21 protein-coding genes are annotated in these 23,246 nt (G+C 68.4%); 6 read left to right on the forward strand and 15 right to left on the reverse strand.

What is annotated here, in order from left to right:
• The first annotated feature begins 98 nt into the window (after positions 1-98).
• Both EV645_RS14220 and EV645_RS14225 read left to right on the forward strand, forming a co-directional pair.
• A complete protein-coding gene (locus EV645_RS14220; RefSeq protein WP_277877030.1) occupies positions 99-1,367 on the forward strand; it encodes an ABC transporter transmembrane domain-containing protein in 1,269 nt (422 codons plus the stop codon).
• Complete coding sequence (locus tag EV645_RS14225) at positions 1,364-3,151, forward strand: ABC transporter ATP-binding protein (RefSeq protein ID WP_130443856.1); 1,788 nt, start codon at positions 1,364-1,366, stop codon at positions 3,149-3,151. Before EV645_RS14220 ends, EV645_RS14225 begins: the two co-directional genes overlap by 4 nt.
• Here the strand turns inward: EV645_RS14225 and EV645_RS14230 are convergent.
• The 8 genes from EV645_RS14230 to EV645_RS14265 form a co-directional block, all read right to left on the reverse strand.
• The gene (locus EV645_RS14230) at positions 3,099-4,067 is read right to left on the reverse strand and encodes a DUF2891 domain-containing protein (RefSeq protein WP_130443858.1); all 969 of its coding nucleotides are present in this window, start codon (positions 4,065-4,067) and stop codon (positions 3,099-3,101) included. The genes EV645_RS14225 and EV645_RS14230 overlap by 53 nt on opposite strands.
• Positions 4,068-4,075: 8 nt before the next feature.
• Positions 4,076-5,047, reverse strand: a complete 972-nt coding sequence (locus EV645_RS14235; RefSeq protein ID WP_130443860.1) for a DUF979 domain-containing protein — start codon at positions 5,045-5,047, stop codon at positions 4,076-4,078.
• Positions 5,044-5,757, reverse strand: a complete 714-nt coding sequence (locus tag EV645_RS14240) for a DUF969 domain-containing protein (RefSeq protein WP_130443862.1) — start codon at positions 5,755-5,757, stop codon at positions 5,044-5,046. Before EV645_RS14240 ends, EV645_RS14235 begins: the two co-directional genes overlap by 4 nt.
• Positions 5,758-5,905: 148 nt before the next feature.
• Positions 5,906-6,583 (reverse strand): uracil-DNA glycosylase, encoded by a 678-nt coding sequence (locus EV645_RS14245; protein ID WP_130443864.1) that lies wholly within the window; start codon positions 6,581-6,583, stop codon positions 5,906-5,908.
• A 140-nt stretch (positions 6,584-6,723) separates the two neighbouring features.
• Entirely contained in the window at positions 6,724-7,275 is a 552-nt protein-coding gene (locus EV645_RS14250) for a DUF1990 family protein (RefSeq protein ID WP_198681629.1), read from the reverse strand.
• The gene (locus EV645_RS14255) at positions 7,272-7,646 is read right to left on the reverse strand and encodes a YndJ family transporter (protein ID WP_242000412.1); all 375 of its coding nucleotides are present in this window, start codon (positions 7,644-7,646) and stop codon (positions 7,272-7,274) included. The genes EV645_RS14250 and EV645_RS14255 overlap by 4 nt, the downstream gene beginning before the upstream one ends.
• A gap of 153 nt (positions 7,647-7,799) precedes the next feature.
• Entirely contained in the window at positions 7,800-8,828 is a 1,029-nt protein-coding gene (locus tag EV645_RS14260) for an LCP family protein (protein ID WP_130443866.1), read from the reverse strand.
• A gap of 83 nt (positions 8,829-8,911) precedes the next feature.
• The gene (locus EV645_RS14265) at positions 8,912-9,715 is read right to left on the reverse strand and encodes a helix-turn-helix domain-containing protein (protein WP_130443868.1); all 804 of its coding nucleotides are present in this window, start codon (positions 9,713-9,715) and stop codon (positions 8,912-8,914) included.
• A 71-nt stretch (positions 9,716-9,786) separates the two neighbouring features.
• Here EV645_RS14265 and EV645_RS14270 point away from each other — a divergent pair, with 71 nt between their 5' ends.
• A complete protein-coding gene (locus EV645_RS14270; RefSeq protein WP_130443870.1) occupies positions 9,787-10,572 on the forward strand; it encodes a phytanoyl-CoA dioxygenase family protein in 786 nt (261 codons plus the stop codon).
• A gap of 83 nt (positions 10,573-10,655) precedes the next feature.
• Positions 10,656-10,949: an HU family DNA-binding protein gene (locus EV645_RS14275; RefSeq protein WP_130443872.1), complete on the forward strand. Its 294-nt coding sequence runs from the start codon at positions 10,656-10,658 to the stop codon at positions 10,947-10,949.
• Between the two features lie 14 nt (positions 10,950-10,963).
• On the opposite strand, the gene EV645_RS41860 is transcribed toward EV645_RS14275, so the two are convergent.
• On the reverse strand, positions 10,964-11,134 hold the full coding sequence (locus EV645_RS41860; RefSeq protein ID WP_157997068.1) for a hypothetical protein: 171 nt from the start codon (positions 11,132-11,134) through the stop codon (positions 10,964-10,966).
• A 28-nt stretch (positions 11,135-11,162) separates the two neighbouring features.
• Positions 11,163-12,098, reverse strand: coding sequence for an SMP-30/gluconolactonase/LRE family protein (locus EV645_RS14280; RefSeq protein ID WP_130443874.1), 936 nt, complete (start codon positions 12,096-12,098; stop codon positions 11,163-11,165).
• 133 nt (positions 12,099-12,231) lie between these two features.
• Here EV645_RS14280 and EV645_RS14285 point away from each other — a divergent pair, with 133 nt between their 5' ends.
• A complete protein-coding gene (locus EV645_RS14285; RefSeq protein WP_130443876.1) occupies positions 12,232-14,175 on the forward strand; it encodes a M13 family metallopeptidase in 1,944 nt (647 codons plus the stop codon).
• 90 nt (positions 14,176-14,265) lie between these two features.
• On the opposite strand, the gene EV645_RS14290 is transcribed toward EV645_RS14285, so the two are convergent.
• Complete coding sequence (locus EV645_RS14290) at positions 14,266-15,579, reverse strand: FAD-binding oxidoreductase (protein ID WP_130443878.1); 1,314 nt, start codon at positions 15,577-15,579, stop codon at positions 14,266-14,268.
• Positions 15,576-15,980 carry a DoxX family protein gene (locus EV645_RS14295; protein ID WP_130443880.1) on the reverse strand — a complete coding sequence of 135 codons (405 nt, stop codon included), beginning with the start codon at positions 15,978-15,980 and terminating at the stop codon, positions 15,576-15,578. Before EV645_RS14295 ends, EV645_RS14290 begins: the two co-directional genes overlap by 4 nt.
• Positions 15,981-16,202: 222 nt before the next feature.
• On the opposite strand from EV645_RS14295, the gene EV645_RS14300 reads away from it, so the two are divergent.
• Positions 16,203-18,908, forward strand: a complete 2,706-nt coding sequence (locus EV645_RS14300; protein WP_198681630.1) for an ATP-binding protein — start codon at positions 16,203-16,205, stop codon at positions 18,906-18,908.
• A gap of 149 nt (positions 18,909-19,057) precedes the next feature.
• Here the strand turns inward: EV645_RS14300 and EV645_RS14305 are convergent, their stop codons facing one another.
• From EV645_RS14305 to EV645_RS14315, 3 genes are all read right to left on the reverse strand, one after another.
• Positions 19,058-20,497 carry an aminopeptidase P family protein gene (locus tag EV645_RS14305; protein WP_130443884.1) on the reverse strand — a complete coding sequence of 480 codons (1,440 nt, stop codon included), beginning with the start codon at positions 20,495-20,497 and terminating at the stop codon, positions 19,058-19,060.
• 18 nt (positions 20,498-20,515) lie between these two features.
• Positions 20,516-20,938 carry an aspartate 1-decarboxylase gene (gene panD / locus EV645_RS14310; RefSeq protein WP_130445385.1) on the reverse strand — a complete coding sequence of 141 codons (423 nt, stop codon included), beginning with the start codon at positions 20,936-20,938 and terminating at the stop codon, positions 20,516-20,518.
• Between the two features lie 69 nt (positions 20,939-21,007).
• Positions 21,008-23,203, reverse strand: coding sequence for an MMPL family transporter (locus EV645_RS14315; protein ID WP_130443886.1), 2,196 nt, complete (start codon positions 23,201-23,203; stop codon positions 21,008-21,010).
• Between the last annotated feature and the right edge of the window lie 43 nt (positions 23,204-23,246).

Consider the following 23,246-nt stretch of genomic DNA (forward strand, 5'->3'; position numbering starts at 1 on the left):
CAACCAGCCGCAGCAGACCAGCACACTCCGCCGAAAACGACACGGCCCTCGCAACTCCTCAAATTGAGGTGTTGCGAGGACCGTGTGAACCCGCCGTGATGCGGGGCCTTTCCGTTGGTGCAGCAGCGTGTACGGCGTTGATCGTGTCGTCGGTGTCCTTGCTGCTGGTCGACGTACCGCTGGGGCTCGGGGTGCTGATCGGCGTACCGCTGCTGGTGCTGGGGATCCAGGCGATGTCGCCGCTGCTGACCCGTCGTACTTCGAGTCAGCAGGCTGCCGTCGCGGAGACGACTGCGCTGGCTACGGACCTGGTCAGTGGACTGCGGACGCTGCGGGGGATCGGGGCACAGCACAACGCGGCTGCACGCTACCGGCACTCCAGCCAGGACACTCTGCGCGCAACGTTGCGTGCGGCATCGACCAACGGACTGCAGGACGGCGTGACAACCGCGCTGAGCGGTCTGCTGCTGGCTGCTGTTGCTGGGGTAGCTGGGTGGTTCGCACTGCATGGCCGGATCACGATCGGCGAACTGATCACCGTGGTCGGGCTGGCCCAGTTCATCGCCGAGCCGGTCGGCACACTGGGCTACGCAAGCCAGATATTCGCCAGAGCCCGCGCATCAGCCGGTCGCCTCGCGGCTGTCCTCTCTTCGCCTCCCCAGACTGTCACTGGCACCTCGACAGCTATCGACACCACGAAGCCCCTCCTCACCTTGGAAGGCGTTTCGCACGGCACGCTCTCGTCGATATCCCTTGTGCTGCGGCCGGGTGAGTCCGTCGGCGTCCTCTGCTACGACCCCCGCGACGCGGACGCCCTCCTGAACGTCGTGGCCGGCAGGGCTCCAGAGCACACCGGCACGGTGCTCGTCGGCGGCACCGTATTGGAAGAGCTGGACGTTGATCTGCTGCGGCGAACCGTGTTGCTGGAGCGCCACGAGACGGACCTCTTCGAAGGCACGCTGCGCACCAACCTCCTGGCAGAGAGCGGCCTGGAGCGCGTGATGACCGCAGCCGGCGCCGCCGACCTCATCGAAGAGCTGGACCGTCCACTCGCCGACCGCGGCCAGGCTCTGTCGGGCGGGCAGCGCCAGCGACTCGGTCTGGCGCGCGCATTACTGGCCGAGCCGCCACTGCTCGTGCTGCACGACCCGAGTACTGCGGTCGATGCGGTGACCGAGGAATCGCTGGCGGAGGGACTTGCCGAGGAGCGAAGAGGCCGGACCACGCTGGTGTTGACGAGCAGCCCAGCGCTGTTGGGAAAGATGGGTCGGGTAGTGGTGATCGACGAGGGGCACGTGGTTGCTGAGGGCATCCATTCGGAGCTGGCTTCGTCGGACGTGGTCTATCAGGAGGCGGTACTGCGATGAACCTGCTTCCTGTTGCTGGTCCGCGCGCGACGTGGTCCGTTCTGTGGCGGGAGATCCGGCGGCTGCCGGTCCTGTCCTTGCTCGCGGCTGTAGTGATCACCGGGGCCAGTGCGGCCGGGCTGGTTGCGCCGTGGGCGCTTGGCCGGCTGATCGACGACATCTCGGGTGGCGGTGACCGGTCCGCGATCGTGCGCGTGGTGGTCATGATCGGCGTGGCGGCGGTGGTGTCCGGCGTACTGACTGCGCTTGGCGTGACCCTGGTGGCGCGGGTCGGTGAGACCGTGCTGGCGCGGATTCGTGAGAAGGTGCTCGATCGGGTGCTGCAGTTGCCCGCGCCGGTGCTGGAGAAGGTGCGGACGGGTGACCTGCTCTCGCGGGTCGGTGACGACGTGGCTTCGGTCGCGTCGGCGTTGACCGAGGTCGGGCCGTCGGTGCTCGGTGCGGCGTTGACGATCGTGCTGACGGTGGGCGGGATGTTCGCGCTCGACTGGCGGCTCGGGCTGGCCGGGATGCTCGCCGTACCGATGTATTTCCTTGCGCTGCGGTGGTATCTGCGGCGGTCGGCGCCGTACTACAAGCAGGAGCGGGTGGCGCTGGGCGAGCGGTCCGAGGCGATCATCGCGTCGCTTCGAGGGAGTGCGACGGTCCGCGCGTACCGGCTCGAGGACCGGCAGTTGGAGAAGATCCGGGAGACGTCGGGGACGGCGCGAGACATCTCGATCACGGTGTTCCGGCTGTTCAGCTTCTTCTCGGCGCGGATCAACCATGCGGAGTTCACCGGGCTGACGGCGATCCTCGTGACCGGATTCTTCCTCGTGCGTGCGGATGCGGTGACGGTGGGCGCGGTGACGGCGGCGGCGTTGTACTTCCACCGGTTGTTCAACCCGGTCAACGTCGTACTGATGGAGTTCGACCAGATCCAGACTGCTGCCGCGGGTATGTCCCGCTTGGCCGGCGTACTCGAGATCGAAGCTTCCCCGGAACCGCCCGCCGGTCCCGGGCCTGCCGACGCATCGCTCGAGCTCGTTGACATCTCCCACAACTACGACGGTCCGGAGGTCGTTAGCGGGGTTTCGCTGCGGTTCGAACCAGGTGAACGAGTCGCACTGGTGGGGGCGAGCGGTGCTGGGAAGACCACGCTGGCAGCTATTGCAGCAGGCGTTCTGGCGCCGTCAGCCGGCACCGTGAAGCTTGGCGGCGTCGACATCCGCGACCTAGGCGACGATCGGACCCGCGCCCAGGTCGCGCTGCTCAGCCAAGAGGTGCATGTCTTCTCCGGCCCACTGGTCGAGGACGTACGGCTAGCACGACCTGCTGCGACGGCTGACGAGGTGGAAGCGGCGCTGGACCGCGTCGAGGCACTGGGGTGGGTACGTGCGCTGCCAGAAGGCCTGGAGACGGTCGTAGGTGAGAACGGTCATCAGTTGACCGGTGCGCAGGCGCAGCAACTCGCCTTCGCGCGCCTGGTACTGGCTGATCCGCCGGTTGCTGTGCTGGATGAGGCGACGGCGGAAGCGGGCAGCGCGGGCGCACGCGAGCTGGAGCGAGCCAGCGCAGCCGCGACTGTCGGCCGGACCACCCTGGTCGTCGCGCACCGGTTGACGCAGGCTGAGCAGGCAGACCGGATCGTTGTGCTCGACCAGGGGCGGGTGGTCGAGTCAGGAACACATGCGGGTCTGCTGGCCGCCGGTGGGCGCTACGCGCAGCTATGGCGAAGCTGGACCGGTACGTCTACGCCTGATCGGCTAGGAGCGCGAACGACACCAGCCAGTGCGTCGACATGAAGTCCCCGCCGGTCACCGTAGGCAGCACAGCCTCCACCTGACGGTCCGCCGCGGCCCGCAGTACGTCGGCAACCTCCGGCAGTGCGGGCGCCAGCGTCCGCAGTTGCCATGCCCTGCTCAGCGCCAGTCCTGCCAAGTGCGACAGTTGGCCGTCGCCCGAGTCATCGGTAGCCGGCACCTCGAGCAGGCCCTGATGTCTACCCTCCTGGCCGAGTCCTGGGAGGAACGCGGACAGCCAGTCCTTGAACTCCCCACCCGGCAGCACCCGCCGCATCAACTCTGCCTCCGACAGCGCCGGCGAGAGGAAGTCAGTGCCGGACGGCTCAAACCGTGTGTCATAAGCGGTATCGCCCCCGAACCACTCCACCGCCCGCGCCTTCGCGGCCTCCACCACGTCGGCCCGGCCGAGCTCGTCGTACGCCTCAATCAGCAACGCGAGAGCGAAGGCGGTGTTGAGGTGCACGCCGTGCCGCACCGGGTACGCCTGCTTCGGCAACCACGCCAGTACCAGGTCGGCGATCACGTCACCGAGCGGAGCCAGCGCCTCCGCCCACTTCGTCGTACGGCCCGATGCGACCAGCATGGCCGCCCAGGCCCAGCCGTACGGCCGCTCGTAGCCTGGCCGGGCCTTGAGGTAGGCGGCTTCGACAGCGATGTTCTCCGGCGTCAGACGCCGGTCCAGCAGGTCAGCGGGCCGTTGGCCGACCTGCTCCGGTGCCAGCTTCAGCAGCTGCGTCAGGGACCACTGCATGTGAGCGCTGGAGTGCCAGTCATATGACCCGTGGAAGGCCGGGAACAGGCGGTCCGGCGTCACGTCGACGTCGTCCGGGCCGAGAGAGGCGTGGGAGGAACCGTACGGGTACGGAGTCTCGAGCACCTGGCAGGCGATGTCGGCCCAGGCGGCGGCGTACTTCATAGCACTCCTTAGAACGCGAAGATGTACATGATGACGATGTTGCAAGCCAGCAAGGGGATCGCAGTCGGGATCTGGGCCTTGATCGGCCCGTACTGATCCTTCATCTCCAATAGGGCTGCTGGAACCAGGTTGAAGTTGGCGGCCATCGGCGTACAGAGCGTGCCGCAGAAGCCGGCCAGCATGCCGACCGCGAACACGACCGCCGGTGTGCCGTGGAACTGCTGCACCAGCAACGGCCAGCCGACCGCGGCCGTCATCACCGGGAACGCCGCGAACGCGTTGCCCATGATGATCGTGAAGATCGCCATGCCGATGCAGTACAGGGCGACGGCAGCGATCAGCGATCCCTTGGGAATCAGGTGATCCGTGACGCGGCCGACAGCCTTGCCGACACCGGACGCCGTGAACAGCAGGCCGAGCGTAGCGAGCATCTGCGGCAGGATCGCGGCCCAGCCGATGTGTTCGAGCAGCCGTCGCCCCTCATGCAGCGGTACTGCGGGGGACCTCGGCCGGAACAGGACCATGCCGACGGCCAGCGCGAGGATCGAGGCGACGCCGAGGCCGATGATCGTGGCCGAGCCGGTCTCGAGCAGGGGCTTGCCGTTGCCGAGCTTCACCTTGGCGAGCCAGGCGCCGAAGATCGCCGCGACCACCGGGATCACGAGCGCCGGCAGGAAGAGCTTGTTGCCGAACCGGTCGGCGAAGCGGGCCCGCTGCTCCGGCGTCGTCGTACGCTCCTGACCGCGGCCGGGGAAGCCCGCGCCGGCGAGTGCCGCGATACCGATCACCGCGATGCCGAGCAGCCAGGACGGCGCCTGCTTGTGCACCACGAACGTGCCGTAGCAGAACGACAGTCCGAGGATGCCCCAGAACGCCGCGCTGCCGAGGCGCTTGCGGTTGGTCCGGTCGGTGAAGGCCTGCATCGCGATCAGCAGGAAGAAGATCCCGCACAGCCAGTAGAACCACTCGACCTTGATCACCGGGCCACCTCCTCGTCCTCGTCCTCGGCCTCGGCGTCGGCCTGAGCGGCCATCTTGTCGAGCGTGCGATCCAGCAGCCACAGCCGCGAGCCGTGGATGAGCAGCGCGCAGATACCGGTCGGGATCGCCCAGACGGCGATGTCGATCGCTTCGAGTTTCAGGCCGTACGTCGTGTCGACGAAGCCGGTGATCAGCAGGATCGAGCCGATCGCGACGAAGATGTCCTCACCGAAGAAGACCCCGACGGTGTCGGCGCTGGCCGCGAAGCCCTTGATCTTCTCCTGCATCTTCTCCGGCAACTTGCCGTACTTGCGCTCGGCCGCACCGGCGGCCATCGGATGGATCAGCGGGCGGACGGCCTGCGCGTAGCCGCCGATGCTGGTCAGGCCGACCGCGGCGGTGCCTTGCCGGATCAGCATGTAGAGGGCCAGCAATCGGCCCGTGGTGAGGACCTTGAGTTTGCTGATCAGCTTGCGGGCCTGGTGTTGCAGGCCGTAGCGCTCGATCAGACCGATGACGGGCAGAGTGACGATGAAGACGGTGACGGACCGGCTACCGGCGAAGCCGTCGCCGAACGCGTTCAGGATCTTGACCGGAGACAGGCCGCCGATGAGGCCGGCCACGATCCCGGCCGCGGTGACGACCAGCATCGAGTTGATCCGGAGCGCGAACCCGACGACCACCACCGCAATGGCGAGCAGAACCCACATGGTTCCTCCCGGAGGGACAGGGCGATTCCGCTCACCATAGGAGATTGTTGAACGATCCTGCAATGCATCATTCGAACAAATTTGCCTCTGACAGACGAAAACGCGCCGTGACCACGTGGGTCCGGCGCGTTGTCGAGCGTGCTGAGGGCTAGGGGAGACGCCAGTCGACCGGGCTGGCGCCCTGCTGCTCCAGGAGGGCGTTGACCCGGCTGAACGGGCGGGAGCCGAAGAAGCCGCGGTCCGCGGACATGGGGCTCGGGTGGGCGCTTTCGACGTACGGCGTGCTGCCCAGCATCGGCTTGAGCGTCTGGGCGTCGCGGCCCCAGAGGATCGCGACCAGCGGGCCGCCGCGGTCGACCAGTGCGTGGATCGCCTGCTCGGTGACGCTCTCCCAGCCCTTGCCGCGGTGCGCGCCGGACTTGCCCGGCTGCACGGTCAGCACTCTGTTGAGCATCAGGACACCCTGCTCGGCCCACGGCGTCAGGTCACCGTTGGACGGCGCCGGTACGCCGACGTCCGCCATCAGCTCGCGGTAGATGTTCGCCAGGCTCCGCGGAATCGGCCGTACGTCGGGAGCCACCGAGAAGCTGAGCCCCACCGGGTGTCCGGGCGTCGGGTACGGATCCTGGCCGACCACCAGCACCTTCACCTGCTGCAGCGGCTGCTGGAACGCGCGCAACACGTTCTCACCCGCCGGCAGATAGGCCCGTCCCGCAGCAATCTCGCCGCGCAGGAACTCACCCATCTTCGCGACCGTGTCCTCGACCGGCGCCAAAGCATCGGCCCAGTCCGGCGCCACCAGATCCGTCAACGTCTTAGGACTCACCCGCCACAGTTTCGCAGCACCCCGCCCCACTGCGCACCCCGGGTTGTCGCCCACTGTTCGCGTGTCGCTCAAACGCTGGTGTTGCCACGCAGGGTACAAAGGTCGCGGCCCCGCAAAGGTATGAGCTTGCGGGGCCTTTGCTATGGCGTTGCGAGCTGTTGCAGGGCGTTGGCGTAGCGGCGGGCGGCGTAGTGCTGGGCTTTGCGGGTGGCTGGGCCGGCCAGGCGGGTGTACCAGGTGGCGCCGCGGCTGTAGGCGCGGACGGTGAAGTAGATGCCGTCGGGGTCGCGGGTGACGACGAACGACTCCTCGCCGGACTCGGGGTGGCCTTGGAGGGTGCCGTACGCGAAGCCGATGCGGTCCGGCTCGTTGACGGTCCACACGACTCGGCAGGGGACTGGCAAGCCGATGCGGTCGAGTGGCGACGGTCCGATCAGCAGTCCGGCTCCGAGACGCCCCAGCGAGTTCGTGCCGATCTGTGCAGGTACGTCGGTCGCAGTCATCGGCAGTCCGGCCGCAGGCTGCATCCGCCAACTCAGCAACGCATCCGCGGCCCGGTGGAACACCTCATCCCCTTCCCCGATCCGCTGGCGATACTCCAACCGGTGATACCCCTCGGGCGTCTCGACGTACCGCGTCGACCCCACAACGTCATACGTGAGCCGCAACCCCGCCAGATCCTCTAGCCTCATCCGACCCCTTCCCGCCACATCGCCAGCACGCCACACAACCCAAACCCAACCGCATTCGCCACACCGTGCGTGGCAACCATCCACTCCAACGGCAGGTACGGCGTGTTCACCACATGCCCCAGTGCCCAACTGACGGCCAACAGCATCGTGACGACCAACACTGAACCAGACACGACGAGCAGGACCGCAGTACTCCGGTCAGCTCGCCGCGAGCGCCGCCAGAGACTCCAGCCAACCAACCACATCCCTGCGGTCAATACGACGGCTCCCGCAAGCTCCACGGGGTCACCGAGGAAGAACCCAAGCAGAACGAGCCCAGTGCCCAGCGGGACGCTGATAGCTGCCAAGCCGTCTGCAGACAGGTAGGCCATCAAAGCGGCCGCGCGGCAGCCAGAGCGACACAGCGCCCGGAACGGCGAACGCGAACCACCAGCGGGTGCTGGTGGTTCGCGTCGGGAGCAGTGTGAGGCCGAGAGGTACGACGATGAGCATGCCCAGGCTCACCACCGCATGGACCAGGAAGATCAACTGCTCTTCAGGCCGCTGGTGTTGTCCTGCTTGATCGCGTTGAAGAGTGCCGTGGCCTTCTTGGTGTCCCACTTCACGGCGTCGCCCCGGTTGCAGCACAGCTGGTAGTTGTCGTCGCTGGTCGGCACGCTCAGCGCCACGCCGCCGCTGCCGGAGATCGCTCGCATACCGCGTGCGAACCGGACGAAGTCCAGCAGGCTCATGTCCTTGTCGACGGTCAGCGCGTCGACGCCCTTGGTCGCGACGTTGTAGTACCGCACCGGGTTCAGGAATGTCGACGGCGACGCAGCCTTCTTCGCGACCGCACCGACCATCTGCCGCTGCCGCTCGGTCCGGCCGAAGTCGTTCTGGCCGTCGGCATGCCGGGATCGCACGTAGCCCAGCGCATTCACCCCGTCGAGCTTCTGGCAGCCGGCCGGCAGGTTGATATGCGCCTTGTCGTCGTTCATTGCCTTTGGCAAACACATTTGGATCCCGCCGATGCTGTCGATCACCGACGCGAAGCCGCCGAAGCCGACCTCGACGTAGTGGTCGATGCGCAGCCCGGTGTTGTTCTCGATCGTCTGGATCAGCAGGGCCGGTCCCTTGTTGAACGCGGCGTTGATCTTCTGCTTGCCCTGGACGCCGGGGATGTTGACCGCGCTGTCACGCGGGATGCTGATCAGCACCGTCGGCCCGGACTTCGGCACATGCATCAGCATGATCGAGTCGGTCCGCGCCGGCCCGGCGTTGCCGCCGGTGTGCAGCCGGGCGCGCTCGGCCCGGCTGAGGTCCTCGCGGGCGTCCGACCCGACCATCAGGTACGTCGTACCTGAGGTCTCGGCGGGCCGCTGCCCGGTCGGCATCGCGTCGATCTTGTCGATCCGGCTCCACGCGTACAGCGGGACCGCGATCAGCATGAGAACGAACAGCAGGACGATCAGTCCGACGGTCCGGAGGAACCAGTTGCGCCGCTTCTTCGGCCGACCGGCCGACTTGGGCGACCGGTTCGCGTATCGCGGGTCGATGGGCTGCGTTTCACTCATACCCACGACCGTATCGGTGTCCGGCCCCGGACACGTCACCCCACTGAATGGTTTTACACGTCGGAAAGTAGATACCGCCTCCCTCAAAGGGAGGGAATCCGCCCCGAGAGCGAACCAGATCGCCGGAACGCGCCCGGCGACATCCCAACTCTGGCGGTGAACAAGCGGGTGAAGTACGCCGGATCGTCGTACCCGACCCGTCTGGCGACCGCTGCGACGGGCAGGTCCTCTTCGGCGAGCAAAACCTTTGCAGTGCTGAGCCTTGTGGTCAGGACCAGTTCATGTGGGGTTGAGCCTGTCGTACGCCGTACTGCGTCGCGCAGCTCCTTCACGGTGAGCCCGAGCTCAAGGGCGTATTCCTGAACACTCATGGGCGTACTGGCGAGCTCGGCGAGCTGTGCGGCGACGTCATCACCTGTAGTGGTCGCAGCTGCCGCCATCAGGTCGTATAGAGCACCTGTGAGCTGCACGGGGTTGTGCTGCGTGCTGACGCGCAGCAGGCGGCTGAATGCGCGGTCGACCGGACGGGGGTCAGCGAAGCGGCGGACCGGTCGGCTGACATCCAGGTGGCCGAGTGTTGTGAGTGCGTCGACAGCTGGGCCGCTGAACAGGGTCCACGCCTGACGCCACCTCGTTGTCGGCCGGTAGCCGTGCAGGACGCCGGGGAAGAGCCAGAGCATCGCAGGCGCTCTGACCTCATGCAGTTGACGGTCAGGTCCGTGCAGCAGCTGACCGCGGCCCTCCTTCAGCCAGACGAAGGCGTGACAGCCGAGGGCGCGTTCTCTGGCGTTCTCGGAGCCGTGCGTCTGCTCACCCGCTCCGAGGCAGAAGAGTCCAAGTTGGCGCTCGATAGCACCTGGAGTCAGGTAGATCGACCAGTCCAGCACATCACAAGAGTCCAAGAAGCTCGGCACTGTTGTCCATTCCGCTAGCTGCAGGTGTTGGCTGGAATGGGCGGGTGCTGACGTCTAACGGATATGTGCTGGATGAGGAGCGGCTGGGTCAACTGGTCGCCGTACCCGAGGAAGAGCGTGGTGATCGGGCGCAGTTGCGGGCCCGGTTGCAGCGGGACGGGTACCTGTTCCTGACCGGACTGCTCGACCCTGCCGTAGTGGAGGAGTTCCGCGAGTACTACTTCGGGTTGACGCGTGCCGCCACGGACAGGGCGTCGTACCGGAAGGTGCTGTTCGAGGAGATCGTGCCCGGGCCGGAGTACGCCGCGTTCTGTGCGCAGCCGGCGTTGAAGGGTTGGTTCGAGTGGTTCCTCGGCGGGGAGCCGTTTCTGCACCGTCGGAAGATCATCCGCCAAACGGCACCGGGCGAGAACGGCATCGGTACTGCGACGCAGGCGCACTACGACCTGGTGTACCTGCGTGACGGGACTGACAAGGTGCTGTCCGCGTGGATCCCACTGGGGGACTGCCCGGTCAGCCGCGGCGGACTGACCTACCTGCAGGGCAGCCACCACCGAGTGCTCGAGGACGAGGCTGCTGGGCGACTCAAGCGGCCTGCAGCATCCATCACGGCGGACCTGCCCGCCCTGGCGACGGAGTACGACGCCAACTGGCTGGTCACCGACTATGCGGCTGGGGACGTGGTCATCCACACCGCGCACACAGTGCATGCCGCCTTGGACAACGTGTCGAGCGAGCTACGGTTGTCGACGGACATCCGGTACCAGCTCGCCGGTGACGCCATCGACGCTCGCTGGCAGAACCACTGGCACGACCGCGACGGTCTCTGACCGATATTCGGATACGTTCTCGCTAACGAAATTCATTTCGGTTAAGGTGCCGCTCGGAAGTCGAACCGAGTCGGAGGAGAGCCGTGAACCGGAATGAGCTGATCGCCGGCGTGGCACACAAGGCGGGCATCCCGCGCAACCAGGCCGAGAAGGTCCTCGACGCCCTCGGCGACGTCGTCACCGAGGCTGTGCAGCGCGGCGACAAGGTGTCGCTGACCGGCCTGCTCAGCATCGAGCGCGTGATGCGGGCTCCGCGCACCGGCCGCAATCCGCAGACCGGTGAGCCGCTGTCGATCCCGGCCGGTTACTCCGTGCGCCTGTCGTGCGGAAGCCGCCTCAAGGCCGCGGCCCGAGGCAACCTCCGCACTGCCGGCTGACTGGCTACTCCCAGCTACTGCGCCGACGGGGTCAGGAAGCGGATCTGGTCGCAGTGGCCCTCGTCGACGGAGTGCTTCACGACAGTGGGGCCCGGCGGGGCTGCAGCCGCGGCGGACGACGTGGTGATGCCGCCCAGCAGGAGTGCCGACAGCCCGATGACAGCTGTGATGGTGCGTTTGTTCATGTTTCCTCCGCGATCAAGGTAGGACGATCTACCGCACTCGGGAACGGCTCACGGCGGTAACCCAGTACGGCGTGGTCGGAGTCGGTGGCGTCGAGAAGCGGGCGTTCGGCAGGTACAGGCGGTTCCCGAAGGCGGCGACCGTCGTGGGTACGTCGAAGTCCGGGCTGGTGAGCTGGTCGACCACCGTGCCCTTGGTGCCGGACTTGTTCAGCGTGATGACCGAGATCTGGTTCGAGCGGTTCTGGACGACGTACAGCGTGCGGCCGATGAGCAGCAGCCCGTCGCCATTCGTCATCAGTGCGTCGCCGATGTCGATCCGCCGGGCCACGCCGGTGCGCGGGTCCACCCGGAGCAGGAAGCCGGTCGACGACTGCACGATGATCAGCCCACGGCCGTCCGGCGTGAGCGAGATGCCGTTCGCGTTGTTGCCGGGCAGGTGCTGGTAGTCGCCGCTGAGCGGGATGGTCTGGGGCTTCGCGTTCAGCCGGTGGAGCGACACCTTGTAGAAGACGGGTTGCTGCGAGTCGGTGAAGTACGCCGCGTCCTTGCCGAGGATGACGTCGTTGATGAACGTCGGTGTCGTGGTGGTGAACGTGTAGCTGGCCAGGACCTTGCCGGTTCGGGTGTCGATCACCCGGCCGTTCCCACCGGCGGCGCCGGCGACGAACAGCCGGCCGAAGCGGTCCACCTTCATCCCGAGCGAACCGGTGCCCGGGCCCTGGCTGATCACCTTGCCGCGTCCGGTCCGTAGGTCGGCGGCGTAGATGTCCCCGTCGGCACGCGAGCCGAAGTACGCCGTACCGCGCGCGATCGCGATGCCTTCGGGCTGGAACCCGTCGGGCAGCTCGATCCGAGTCGGGAACGAGGTCGTTGGGGCAGCGGTCGCTGCCGAGGTGCTGACGAGCCCGAGCAGTACGACGGGCACGGCGAGCAGTGTGGTGAGTCGACGGACGAGGTGTGGCATTTGGCGGGGTCCTCCCTGATCCGTGTTCTTTACCTGGGAGAACGGCCGGCTCCTGTGGATAGTTCAGACCGGCCTGATCGCGAACCGGGTATGTTCGCTGGCAGCAACTAGAACTGGGACGAAGGGGTCAGGGATGACAGCAGGAATCGACAGCTCGGGGCCGGCCGACGCGGTGCGGCCGCAGGACGACCTGTACCGGTTCGTCAACGGGACGTGGCTGGCTGAGCACGAGATTCCCGCGGACAAGGCGATCCACGGTGCGTTCCACGCGCTCTGGGACACCGCCGAGCAGGACGTCCGGGCGATCGTCGAGAAGACCGCAGCGGCCGGCCACCCGGAGGGCAGCGAGCCGCGGAAGATCGCCGACCTCTACACGAGCTTCATGGACACCGAGACGATCGAGCAGCTCGGCGCCGAGCCGATCGCCGACCAGCTTGCGCTGGTCCGGGACGCCAAGGACCTGACCGGCCTGGTCTCGGTCCTCGGGCAGCTCGAGCTGCAGGGTGTTCCTGGCGTCTTCCACTACTGGGTCGACGCCGACGCGAAGAAGTCCGACGAGAACATCGTCCACCTGACCCAAGGCGGCCTCAGCCTGCCCGACGAGTCGTACTACCACGACGACAACTTCGCCGAGATCCGTGCGGCGTATGTCGCGCACGTGGCGAAGTTGCTCGAGCTGGCCGGACTGCCTGACCCGGCCGGGTCAGCGGCGCGGATCCTGGAGCTGGAGACCCGGATCGCCGACGGCCACTGGGACCGGGTGAAGGACCGGGACGTTCAGCTGACCTACAACAAGCTCGACCGGGCCGGGCTCGAGGAGCTCACGCCCGGCTTCGACTGGTCGACGTGGCTGGCCGGGGCAGGTGTGCCGGAGAGTGCGTTCGCGCAGGTCGTCGTCCGCGAGCCGGACTTCCTGACCGCCGCCGCGGCCGCATTGCAGGAGGTCGAGCTGGATCGGTGGAAGGAGTGGCTGAGCTGGCGGATCGTGCACAGCGCGGCGCCGCTGCTGAGCCAGGTGTTCGTCGACGAGAACTTCGCCTTCTACGGCAGGACCCTGACGGGTGCGCCCGAGCTGCGCGAGCGCTGGAAGCGGGGCGTCGGCGCCGTCGAGCAGTCGCTGGGTGAGGCCCTCGGCAAGCTGTACGTCGCCGAGCACTTCCCGCCGACCGCGAAGGCCCGCATGGTCGACCTGGTGCAGAACCTGGTCGCCGCGTACCGGCAGCGGATCGACGCGCTGGACTGGATGGGCCCGGAGACCCGGCAGCGGGCGCTCGACAAGCTCGGCGCCTTCGTGCCGAAGATCGGGTACCCGGACGAGTGGAAGGACTACTCGGCCCTCGACGTCGACCCGGCCGACCTGTTCGGCAACGTGCGCCGTTCGGTCGCGGTGGAGACGGCCCGGGACCTGGCCAAGCTCGGTCAGCCCGTCGACCGCAACGAGTGGAAGATGACGCCGCAGACGGTCAACGCGTACTACAACCCGCGGATGAACGAGATCGTCTTCCCGGCCGGCATCCTGCAGCCGCCGTTCTTCGACCTCGACGCCGACGACGCGACCAACTACGGCGCGATCGGCGCGGTGATCGGGCACGAGATCGGCCACGGCTTCGACGACCAGGGCTCTCGGTACGACGGCGACGGCAACCTCAACGACTGGTGGACCGACGAGGACCGGGCCGCCTTCGAGCAGCGCACCGACAAGCTCGTCGCGCAGTACGACGCCCTCGAGCCGGCCGAGACGCCCGGCCAGAAGGTCAATGGCAAGCTCACCCTCGGTGAGAACATCGGCGACCTGGGCGGCCTGTCGATCGCCTATGTGGCCTACGAGCTGTCCCAGGCAGGAGCCGAGCCGGATGAAACCGGCAGCGAGCGCTTCTTCGCTGCGTGGGCACACGCGTGGGCCACGAAGACTCGGCCGGAGGAAGCTGCTCGGCGGTTGACCATCGACCCGCACTCGCCGCCGGAGTTCCGCTGCAACGCCGTCGTGAAGAACATCGACGTCTTCCACACCACGTACGACGTGCAGGAAGGCGACGGCATGTGGCTGGCCCCGGACGAACGGGTCCGGATCTGGTAGCCACACCCCACCGGCCGGCCCACCCCCGGGCCGGCCGGAGCTGGTCCGCACCTCCCGCACCGCTCTACCTCCGGCACATCTGGCAGCGGCTTAGCGGTGTAGCGGGGTTTGGGCGAAGGTGTTGTCGGGGTCGTAGGTGTGCTTGATCTGGTGTAGCCGGACGAGTTTCTCGCGGGAGTAGGCGCGGTGCACGGCGGCGGGATCCTCGTCGGCGATGGTGTTGACGTAGCTGCCGCTGGTGTATGGCTCGAGACCCGCGGAGTAGGTTCGCGCCGCGGTGATGCGCGCCTCGTCCTCGCCGGGATCGGTCCAGTCGTCGCCGGTGGTGAACTCGACCAGCGCATCGCGATGGCTGAACGCCGTCTCGGCGTCCGGCACGTCGCCGACGGCGCCGCCGCACAGCGTCAACCGCGCTCCCGGATTGTTGTCCGAGGCAAGGAATGCGTCGATGGCAGCGTCCGGCAGGGACCGTAGGTAGTGGCCCTTGCAGTAGCGACGGAGGGCGTGGCGTTCATCGTCGTCGGACTGGGTCTGCAGGTCCAGGTAGCTGAGTTCCGTGATCCGTCGACCGACCGGTGTGCCGATCTCTTCGTACGCCGGAAGCAGCCGCCGTCCCTCCTCGATATCGCCGACCCACACATAACCGATGCTCGCGATCAGGCGTCCGCCGTACTCGTCCCGCCGGCCGATCCTGGCCACCGGTGTGGCCTGCCGCGGCGCGTCCGCGAACAGGTCCCGCCAGCCGCGAAGCGCCGTACCGGCTTCGTCCAGCTCATAGAACAGGTCGACGGTGAGCGCCTGGGTCCCAACGGGATGCAGCTGGAACTCGAAGGCGGTGACGACGCCGAAGCTCCCGCCTCCACCGCGCAGTGCCCAGAAGAGGTCCGGGTTCTCGGTCGCGCTGACCCGCAGTACGGCGCCATCCGCGGTGACCAGTTCGTACGCCGAGACGTTGTCGCATGTCAGCCCGTGCGCGCGAGCCAGCCAACCGACGCCGCCGCCGAGGGTGAGCCCGCCGACGCCGGTGTGCGAGACGTTGCCGGCCGTCGTCGCGAGCCCGTACCGCTGACTGGCGACGTCAAGTGCGCCCAGCAGCGCGCCGCCGCCGACCCGGGCCCGGCGGCGGACCGGGTCGACCTGGACCGAGTTCAGCGCGGACAGGTCGAGCAGCAGACCGTCCTCCACCACTGGGAGTCCGAGGAAGCTGTGCCCGCCGCCGCGAACCCCGATCGCCAGCCCGGCCTCGCGGCCGTAGCGCAGTGCCGCAACCACGTCCGTCGTACTCGCACAGCGCGCGATCAAGGCCGGCCGGCGATCCACCATGGCGTTCCAGACGGCCCGGCCGGAGTCGTAGTCCGCATCCCCCGGCCGGGTCAGGAGTCCGTCGAAGGCCGCGATCGTCATCGCCGCACCAGCCGTCGAGCCCCCGTCAGGATCGAATCCCGCCGGAACCAGGCGATCACGGCTGCGACCAGCAGGTAGCCGACAGGAATCGCCGGGGACGTACCGAGCGCGACGATGTTGGTGAGCGACGCACCGACGAGCAGCATCGTCAGACCGAGCGCGGCGAGACCGCACAACCGCGGTACCAGCAGCCCGATCGCTCCGGCCAGTTCGAGCACACCGACCACGTACCGCAACCACTGACCGGCACCGACCGCGTCGAAGAGCTCGATCATGACCGGGTCCCCGGTCAGTTTCGGCAGGCTCGCCATCACGAACATCGCCGCCAGCACCACCTGCGCCACCCACAGCACCACCACGCCCGGCCGGACCCTGCGCGTTGTCGTCGTCGCCGTACTCATCGCTGCCTCCAAGAGTTTGTTCTGGTACGACGACCCTCGCGCCGGCGACCCGCGACCCACATCCGTGCCGACCACGGATCCACCACGGACCCACCACCGGCCGCACCACCGCGTCGACCTCCCGCTCAGCACCTGATCCCGCGCTGGTTCCCGCGTGCTCGCGCGCCTGCTCCCGGGCCCGATCCAGTCCGGCGGGCCTGTCGATCGGTCATGATGGGGCGCGTGAACGAGGTGTCCGCGCGCGAGGCCGAAGTACTGGAGGCGTTGGCCGGTCACCGGTCGAACGCGCAGATCGCCCGTGCCCTGCACATCTCCGTGCGCACGGTCGAGAGCCACGTCTCGTCGTTGCTCCGCAAGTACGGCGTCACCGACCGCCGCGAACTCGCCGACCTGGCCGGATCACAGCGCGCTCCGGGGATGACGGGGCTGCCCGCCGGCCGGACAACCTTTGTCGGGCGCTCTACCGAGACGGCGGCGGTCCGTACGGCGCTCGGGCAGTCCCGCCTGGTGACCCTGCTCGGACCTGGCGGCATGGGCAAGACGCGGCTGGCTGCCGTCGTCGCGTCCGAGGTGGGCGCTGCCGGCGCGTTCGTCGACCTGGTACCTGTTCGGGACGGCCTGGTGACGAGAGCGGTGGCGACAGCGCTCGGGCTGACCGAACGCCCGCCGCAGAGTCTCGAGCAGGTCCTGATCGAGCACCTGCAGCAGGGCCGGTGGTTGCTCGTCCTCGACAACTGCGAGCACCTGGTCGACGAGGCCGCCGTACTCGCGGAACGACTGCTCCGCACCTGTCCCGAGGTGACGATTCTCGCGACCAGCCGGGAGCGGCTCGGTGTTCCGGCGGAGGCGACTGTGCTGCTGCCGCCGCTGGACGCCGCGATCGAGCTGTTTACCGACCGGGCGCTGGCCGTCGACCCGGCCTTCACCGCATCGACCGACGATCTCGCGGAAATCTGCGCGCGGCTGGACGGCATGCCGCTGGCCATCGAGCTCGCCGCGGCCAGGATCGGCTCGCTCGGAGCGGACGGTCTGCAGGCGGCGCTCGACGACAGACTTCGGCTGTTGGCAGGCGGTCGCGGTGTGGATGCCCGGCACCGGTCGCTGGCCGCGGTGATCGGGTGGAGCCACGAGCTGCTGGACGAGCAGGAGCGGCTGCTGTTCCGGCGGCTCTCCATCTATGTCGGCGGTTTCGACCTGGACGCCGCGAGTGCGACCAGTCCGGAGCTCGGGCGGGGCGAGGTGGCAGACCTGCTCGGACGGCTGACGGACAAGAGTCTCGCCGTACGCCGGGGCTCGCGCTGGCGGCTGCTCGAGACGATCCGCGAGTTCGCCCGCGACCAACTGACCGAGGACGAACTGGCCACCGCCCAGAACCGCTGGCTCCACTGGGCCGCCGACACCGCCACCGCTCTGGAGACCCGCCTCGACGCCCCCGACTGGCAACAGCCCTACGACGAGGTAGCCGGCGACCTCCGAGCCGCACTCGCCGCAACGCCCGATCCGGCTGCGCCCAACCCGACGGCGCGCGATACGGCGGCGGGCGTTGTGGTGGCGCATCGGTTGGCGCGGTCGTTGGGGCATCTCGGGTTTGCCAGGCGTGAGTTTCGGGAGTCGATCGGCCATTACCGGTCGGCGGCCGAGTGTGCTCCCGACGGTGTGGCCGCCGCGCTGGATCTGCGGTCGGCTGCCGATGCCACGCTGGCGATCTCGGACGCGGAGACCGGAGTCCAGCTACTCCTCGACGCGGCCGACCGAGCAGTTGCTGATGGCAACGTTAGGGCCACGATGCTGGCCCTGGCGGTGATCGCAGCGAACCGGTATCCGACCGGGTCGCTGTACGACCTGTCAAAGGAGCGCAGCCAAGAGCTCCTCCAGCAGGCCGTGGACAGCGCGCGCCTAGGCGACTCGCAAGTGAGCGCATTGCTCGCGACAGCCAAGGCCTGGGAGCACGGCGGCCGACGGATCGGCGCCGATCCTGACCTCGCCGCGGAGGCCGTCGCCGCGGCCCGCCGGACCGGTGATCCGGTCCTGATCGCGGGCGCTCTCGACGCATTGACTGTGGCAGCCGGTAACGCGGGACGGCTGCGCGACGCACGCTCGTACGCCGTCGAGCGGATGCGGTTGGTCGGGCCGTTGCCGAGGCACGAGCCGTATGCCGCGGCCGAGATCATCGACGCGTTCCATGTCGCGCCGACCACGGCGACCGCCGTCGGTGATCTGCCTGCGGCGCTCGCAGCCGTGGGTGCGCCGGACGATCCGGTCGGCGACCATCCGTACATCTCGCTGCCGCGAATGATCCGGGTCTACGCGCTGACCGGGCAGTTCGACGCCTGCGTGGAGCACGCGGACGCACTCTGGGAACGCTGGCAAGGCGCGGGCGCCCCGCCGATCGAGTGGATGGCATCCGCCCTGTCCGCGGCCGCGATGGTGCACGGTCTGCGCGACGACGGCTTGTTCGACGTCTGGCAATCGCGCGCGCTGGAGGTCGCCCGGTGCGCGGACGTGGAGGATGCGCCGTGGTTGGCTGCTCCGTACACGTTCGCGCGGGCACGGGTCGCCGTACAGTTGGGGGACGTCCAGCACGCGGCAGCCGTCGTACGACGCGCGTTCGCAGACTTCTCCGAGCGTTGGTGGGCGCCGTACGCCCGATCCGCCGCCGCGGAACTCGCCGTGGTCGCCGGGCTGCCCGACGCATCCGAGTACCTCGCCGCCACCGCACCGGAGGCAGCTGAGAACAACTGGGCCGCAGCCTGCCTCACCCGAGCCACCGCGCGGTCCACCGGTGACCTCGACGCCCTCCTCCGAGCGGCCGACGCCTTCGAACACATCGGCGCCGAGTTCGAGCGCGCCTACACCCTCGCCCTCCACCCCGCGCACGCCTCCGAAGCCCGCGCCGAACTCGCGGCCCTGCAGGTGGCCGTTCCGTAGTCGATCCGTGCTCGCCGATGCGCCGAAGGTCTTCACCTTCGTCACCGACGGCGTCCGCCTGTTCGACCTGCTCGGTGGGTGCGCCGGTGAACCTTAAGTGCGACCGCGTGGTCGAGGCCGGCAGCGGCGTCACCCACCTGCGCTTCGAGTCAGGACGCCATCCAGTTCTGTAGGCCCTCGACAGTGCGAGGCATAGCGTCCGAGAGGTTCTCGGCGCCGTCTGAGGTGATGAGGATGTCGTCCTCGATGCGGATGCCGATGCCTCGGAGGTCTTCGGGGACAGTGAGGTCGTCGGACTGGAAGTACAGGCCGGGCTCGACGGTGAGGACGTAGCCGGGCTCGACCGTGCCCTGGCGGTAGGTCTCGCCGCGGGCCGCGGAGCAGTCGTGGACGTCGAGGCCGAGCATGTGGCTGACGCCGTGCAGCGTGTAGCGCTGGTACAGGCGGCTCTCCGGGTCGAGCGCCTCCTCGGCCGACACCGGCAGCAGCTCCATCGCGTCCAGGCCGTGCACGATGACCTCCATCGCCGCCTCGTGCCCGGAGCGGAACGCCGCACCAGGCTTGAGCGCCGCGATCCCGGCGTTCTGCGCGTCCAGCACCAGCTGGTACAGGTCGCGCTGGCGCGGGGTGAACTCACCGTTGACGGGCAGTGTTCGGGTGATGTCGGCGGTGTACAGCTGCCGGTTCTCTACGCCCATGTCGAGCAGCATCAGCGTGCCGTCGTTCACCGGGCCGTCGTTCTCGATCCAGTGCAGTGTGGTCGCGTGCGGTCCGGCCGCGGCGATCGACGTGTAGCCGACATCGTTGCCCTCGGCCCGTGCCCGGCGCCAGAACGTGCCCTCGATCCAGCGTTCGCCGTACTGCCGGACCTTGTCCATCTCCGCGAGTACGTCGGAGAACCCGCGGTGCGTGATCGCGACCGCGTCCCGGAGCTGCTCGAGCTCGTACGCGTCCTTGACCAGCCGCAGCTCCGACAGCGTCGCGGCGAACTCCCCGTCCTTCAGCTGCTCGATCCGGGCGCCGCTCAGCAGCGAAGCGATCGACTCGTCCTCGCCCCGGCGTACGCGGGTCGGTACGTCGCCCTTGAACGCGTCGGCGAGCTGGTCGACGTGACGCGTCTCGAGACCGAACTCCTTGGCGGTCTCGGTCAGCGAAGGACGCCGGCCGGCCCACATCTCGCCGTACATCCGGTCGCGCCAGAACTCCTCGCCCTGCGAGCGGTCGGCGCGGGGGCGGAAGTACAGGACCGAGTCGTGGCCGCTGGTGCCGTTCGGCTCGAGGACCAGGACGGCGTCGGAGGTCTGGTTGCCGGTCAGCCACACGTAGTCGGTGTGCGGGCGGAAGACGTAGTCGGTGTCGTTCGAGCGGACCTTGTAGGTGCCGGCCGGGATGACGAGGCGCTCGCCCGGGAACGCCTGCGAGAGCGCATCCCGCCGCTTCGCCGCCCACACGCCGACGTCGCTCAGCGCGAGATCGTGCCGCTCCGAGTCGGCCCACCCCGAGTTCATGAACGCGCGCAGCTTCTGGCTCGGCTCGTTGTCGTGGGAAGCGGTCTTCGGTGCAGAAGTGTCAGCGGTGTTCTCGGTCATCGTCGACCAGTCCTCGTCTCAACGCGGGGTGTGCAGTTGGTCGCCGCGGAGCGTGCCGCTGTCGGGCAGCGCCTCGGCGGGGTCGGAGCCGATACGAGTGATCGCATTGTGCTCGTCCACGAAGACTACGCTCGGTTCAAAGCCCTTCGCCTCGGCGGTGCCGAACATCCCGTAGGCGATCAGGATGACCAGGTCACCGGGGTGGATCAGGTGCGCCGCGGCGCCGTTGATCCCCACCACCCCGGACCCGCGCGGCCCCTCGATCAGGTACGTCGACAGCCGCTGCCCGTTGGTGATATCGACGATGTCCACCTTCTCGCCGGGCAGCAGATCCGCCGCGTCCATCAGATCCGCGTCGAGCGTGCACGATCCGACATAGTGCAGGTCCGCCTGCGTCACCGTCGCCCGGTGCACCTTCGACTTCATGATCTCGCGCCACATGGCCGCCATGATCCGGTCCCCGCGGCCTGCTGTCAGTGGCCGCCGTCACGGCGTTCCGCAAAGGCGGCGTCAGCGGGAGGCTAGTTCGGGTTCGCGCGGGTCGGGGGCGGGCGGGAGGTTGCGGCGGAGGGTCTCGCCCTCGATGTCGACGTTCGGCAGGAGGCGGTCGAGCCAGCGCGGGAGGTACCAGGCATGGCGGCCGAGGAGGGCCATCACGGCCGGGACGATCGTCATCCGGACGACGAAGGCGTCGATCGCGACGGCGAGCGCGAGGCCGAAGCCCATCTCCCGGATCAGCGTCTGGCCGGACAGGATGAAGCCGGAGAAGACCGCCGTCATGATCACGGCCGCCGCCGTCACCACCCGGGCGCCGTGGGCGAACCCGTCGACGACGGCGGCTCGCGGCGTACCGCCGTGGACGTGTTCCTCGCGCATCCGGGTCACCAGGAAGATCTGGTAGTCCATCGCGAGCCCGAACACCACGCCGATCAGGAAGATCGGCAGCATGCTGATGACCGGACCGGTCTGGCCCTCGATCCCGAACAGCCCGGCCAGCCAGCCCCACTGGAACACCGCGACCACCGCTCCGAACGTCGCCGCGACGGTCAGCAGGAACCCGAGGGTCGCCTTCAACGGCACCAGCACCGACCGGAACACCAGCATCAGCAGCAGGAATGCGAGCCCGATGATCAGCGACAGGTACGGCACCAGCGCACCGCCGAGCTTGTCCGAGATGTCGATGTTGACCGCGGTCGCGCCTGTGACGGACACCTCCGCGCCACCTGCGTCGGGCATCGCCCGGATCGCCTTGACCAGGTCGTGCGTCTGCGTCGCACTCGGACCGGTTGCCGGAATCACCGTCAGCAAGGCCGTGTTCCCAGCCGGGTTGAAGGTCGGCGGTGTCACCAGAGTCACATCTGGCAGCCCACGTACGGCGGTTGCCGTTGCCGCCGCCGCAGCCGCAGGGTCGGAGGACGCGCCGGCGTCGACGACGACCATCAGCGGCCCGTTGAATCCGGCGCCGAAGCCCTCGGAGAGCAGCTCGTACGCCTTGCGCTGGGTGGAATCGGGTGCCGCGGTGCTGTCGTCGGGCAGCCCGAGTTCGAGATCGGTCGCCGGGAGCGCCAGCGCGCCGAGACCGATCACGGTCACCAGGAGCACCGCCACGGGTCGGCGGGTGACGAAGCGGCCCCATCGACGTCCGGCCGAGACCCGACCGGCTGCCTCGGGATCACCGGCCCGCAGACCCGGGATCCGGCCGCCGAGCACGCGGCGTCCGGCGAATCCCAGCAGCGCGGGCAGCAGGGTCAGTGCGATCGCCACCGCGAGTACGACGGTGAACGCGGCGGCCAGGCCCATCTGGGTCAGGAACGGGATATCGACGACGAACAGCCCGGCCAGCGCGATCACCACGGTCAGTCCGGCGAACACCACCGCGGAGCCGGCCGTGCCGACCGCGCGGCCGGCCGCCTCGCCCGGTTCCAGTCCGGTGCTCAGCTCGTGCCGGTACCGCGACATGATGAAGAGCGAATAGTCGATCGACACCGCGAGACCGATCATCAGCGCGAGGATCGGCGTACCCGAGCCGATGTCGATGAACCCGCTGGCGGCCGAGATCGCGGTCACCCCGATGCCGACCCCGATGATTGCTGACAGCAACGGTAGGCCCGCCGCGATCAGCGAGCCGAAGGTGATCAGCAGGACGACGGCGGCCACCCCGATCCCGATCACCTCGGTCAGGCTCTGACTGTCCTGCGGCTGCATGGCGTCGCCGCCGTACTCGACCGTGAGCCCGGCTGAGCGCGGCGGTTCCACGGCGCTGGCTACTGCCTCCTGCGCCTCGGGGGTGACCTCCTGCGCCGTGACGTCGTACGTCACCTGCGCATAGCCGGTCCGGCCGTCGGCAGAGATCGCCTTTGCGGTGAAGGGATCCGTCACCCGGGCGACCTGTGGCGCGTGGTCGATCCGGCCGAGGGTCTGGCGTACCTGCGCGGTGTTCGCGGCGTCGGTCAGCTTCTGGCCGGGTGGCGCCTGGAAGACGATGCGGGCGGTCGCGCTGTCGGCGTCTGCCTGCGGGAACCGGTCCTGGAGCAGGTCCGCCGCCCGCTGCGACTCCGTGCCTGGGATCGAGAAGCCGTTGGCAGTCGGGCCGGACAGGGCGGCCGCGCCGGCGATGCCGGCGGCCAGGAGCCCCAGCCACACCAGAACCACCAGCCGGCGACGGCGGAACGCGAACCGGCCCAGCCGGTACAGGTAGGTAGCCATGCAGCCGATGCTTCCGGCCGCGCTCCGTCACTCGCGTCGGCCA

The organism is Kribbella rubisoli, assembly GCF_004217145.1.
Classification (GTDB): domain Bacteria; phylum Actinomycetota; class Actinomycetes; order Propionibacteriales; family Kribbellaceae; genus Kribbella; species Kribbella rubisoli.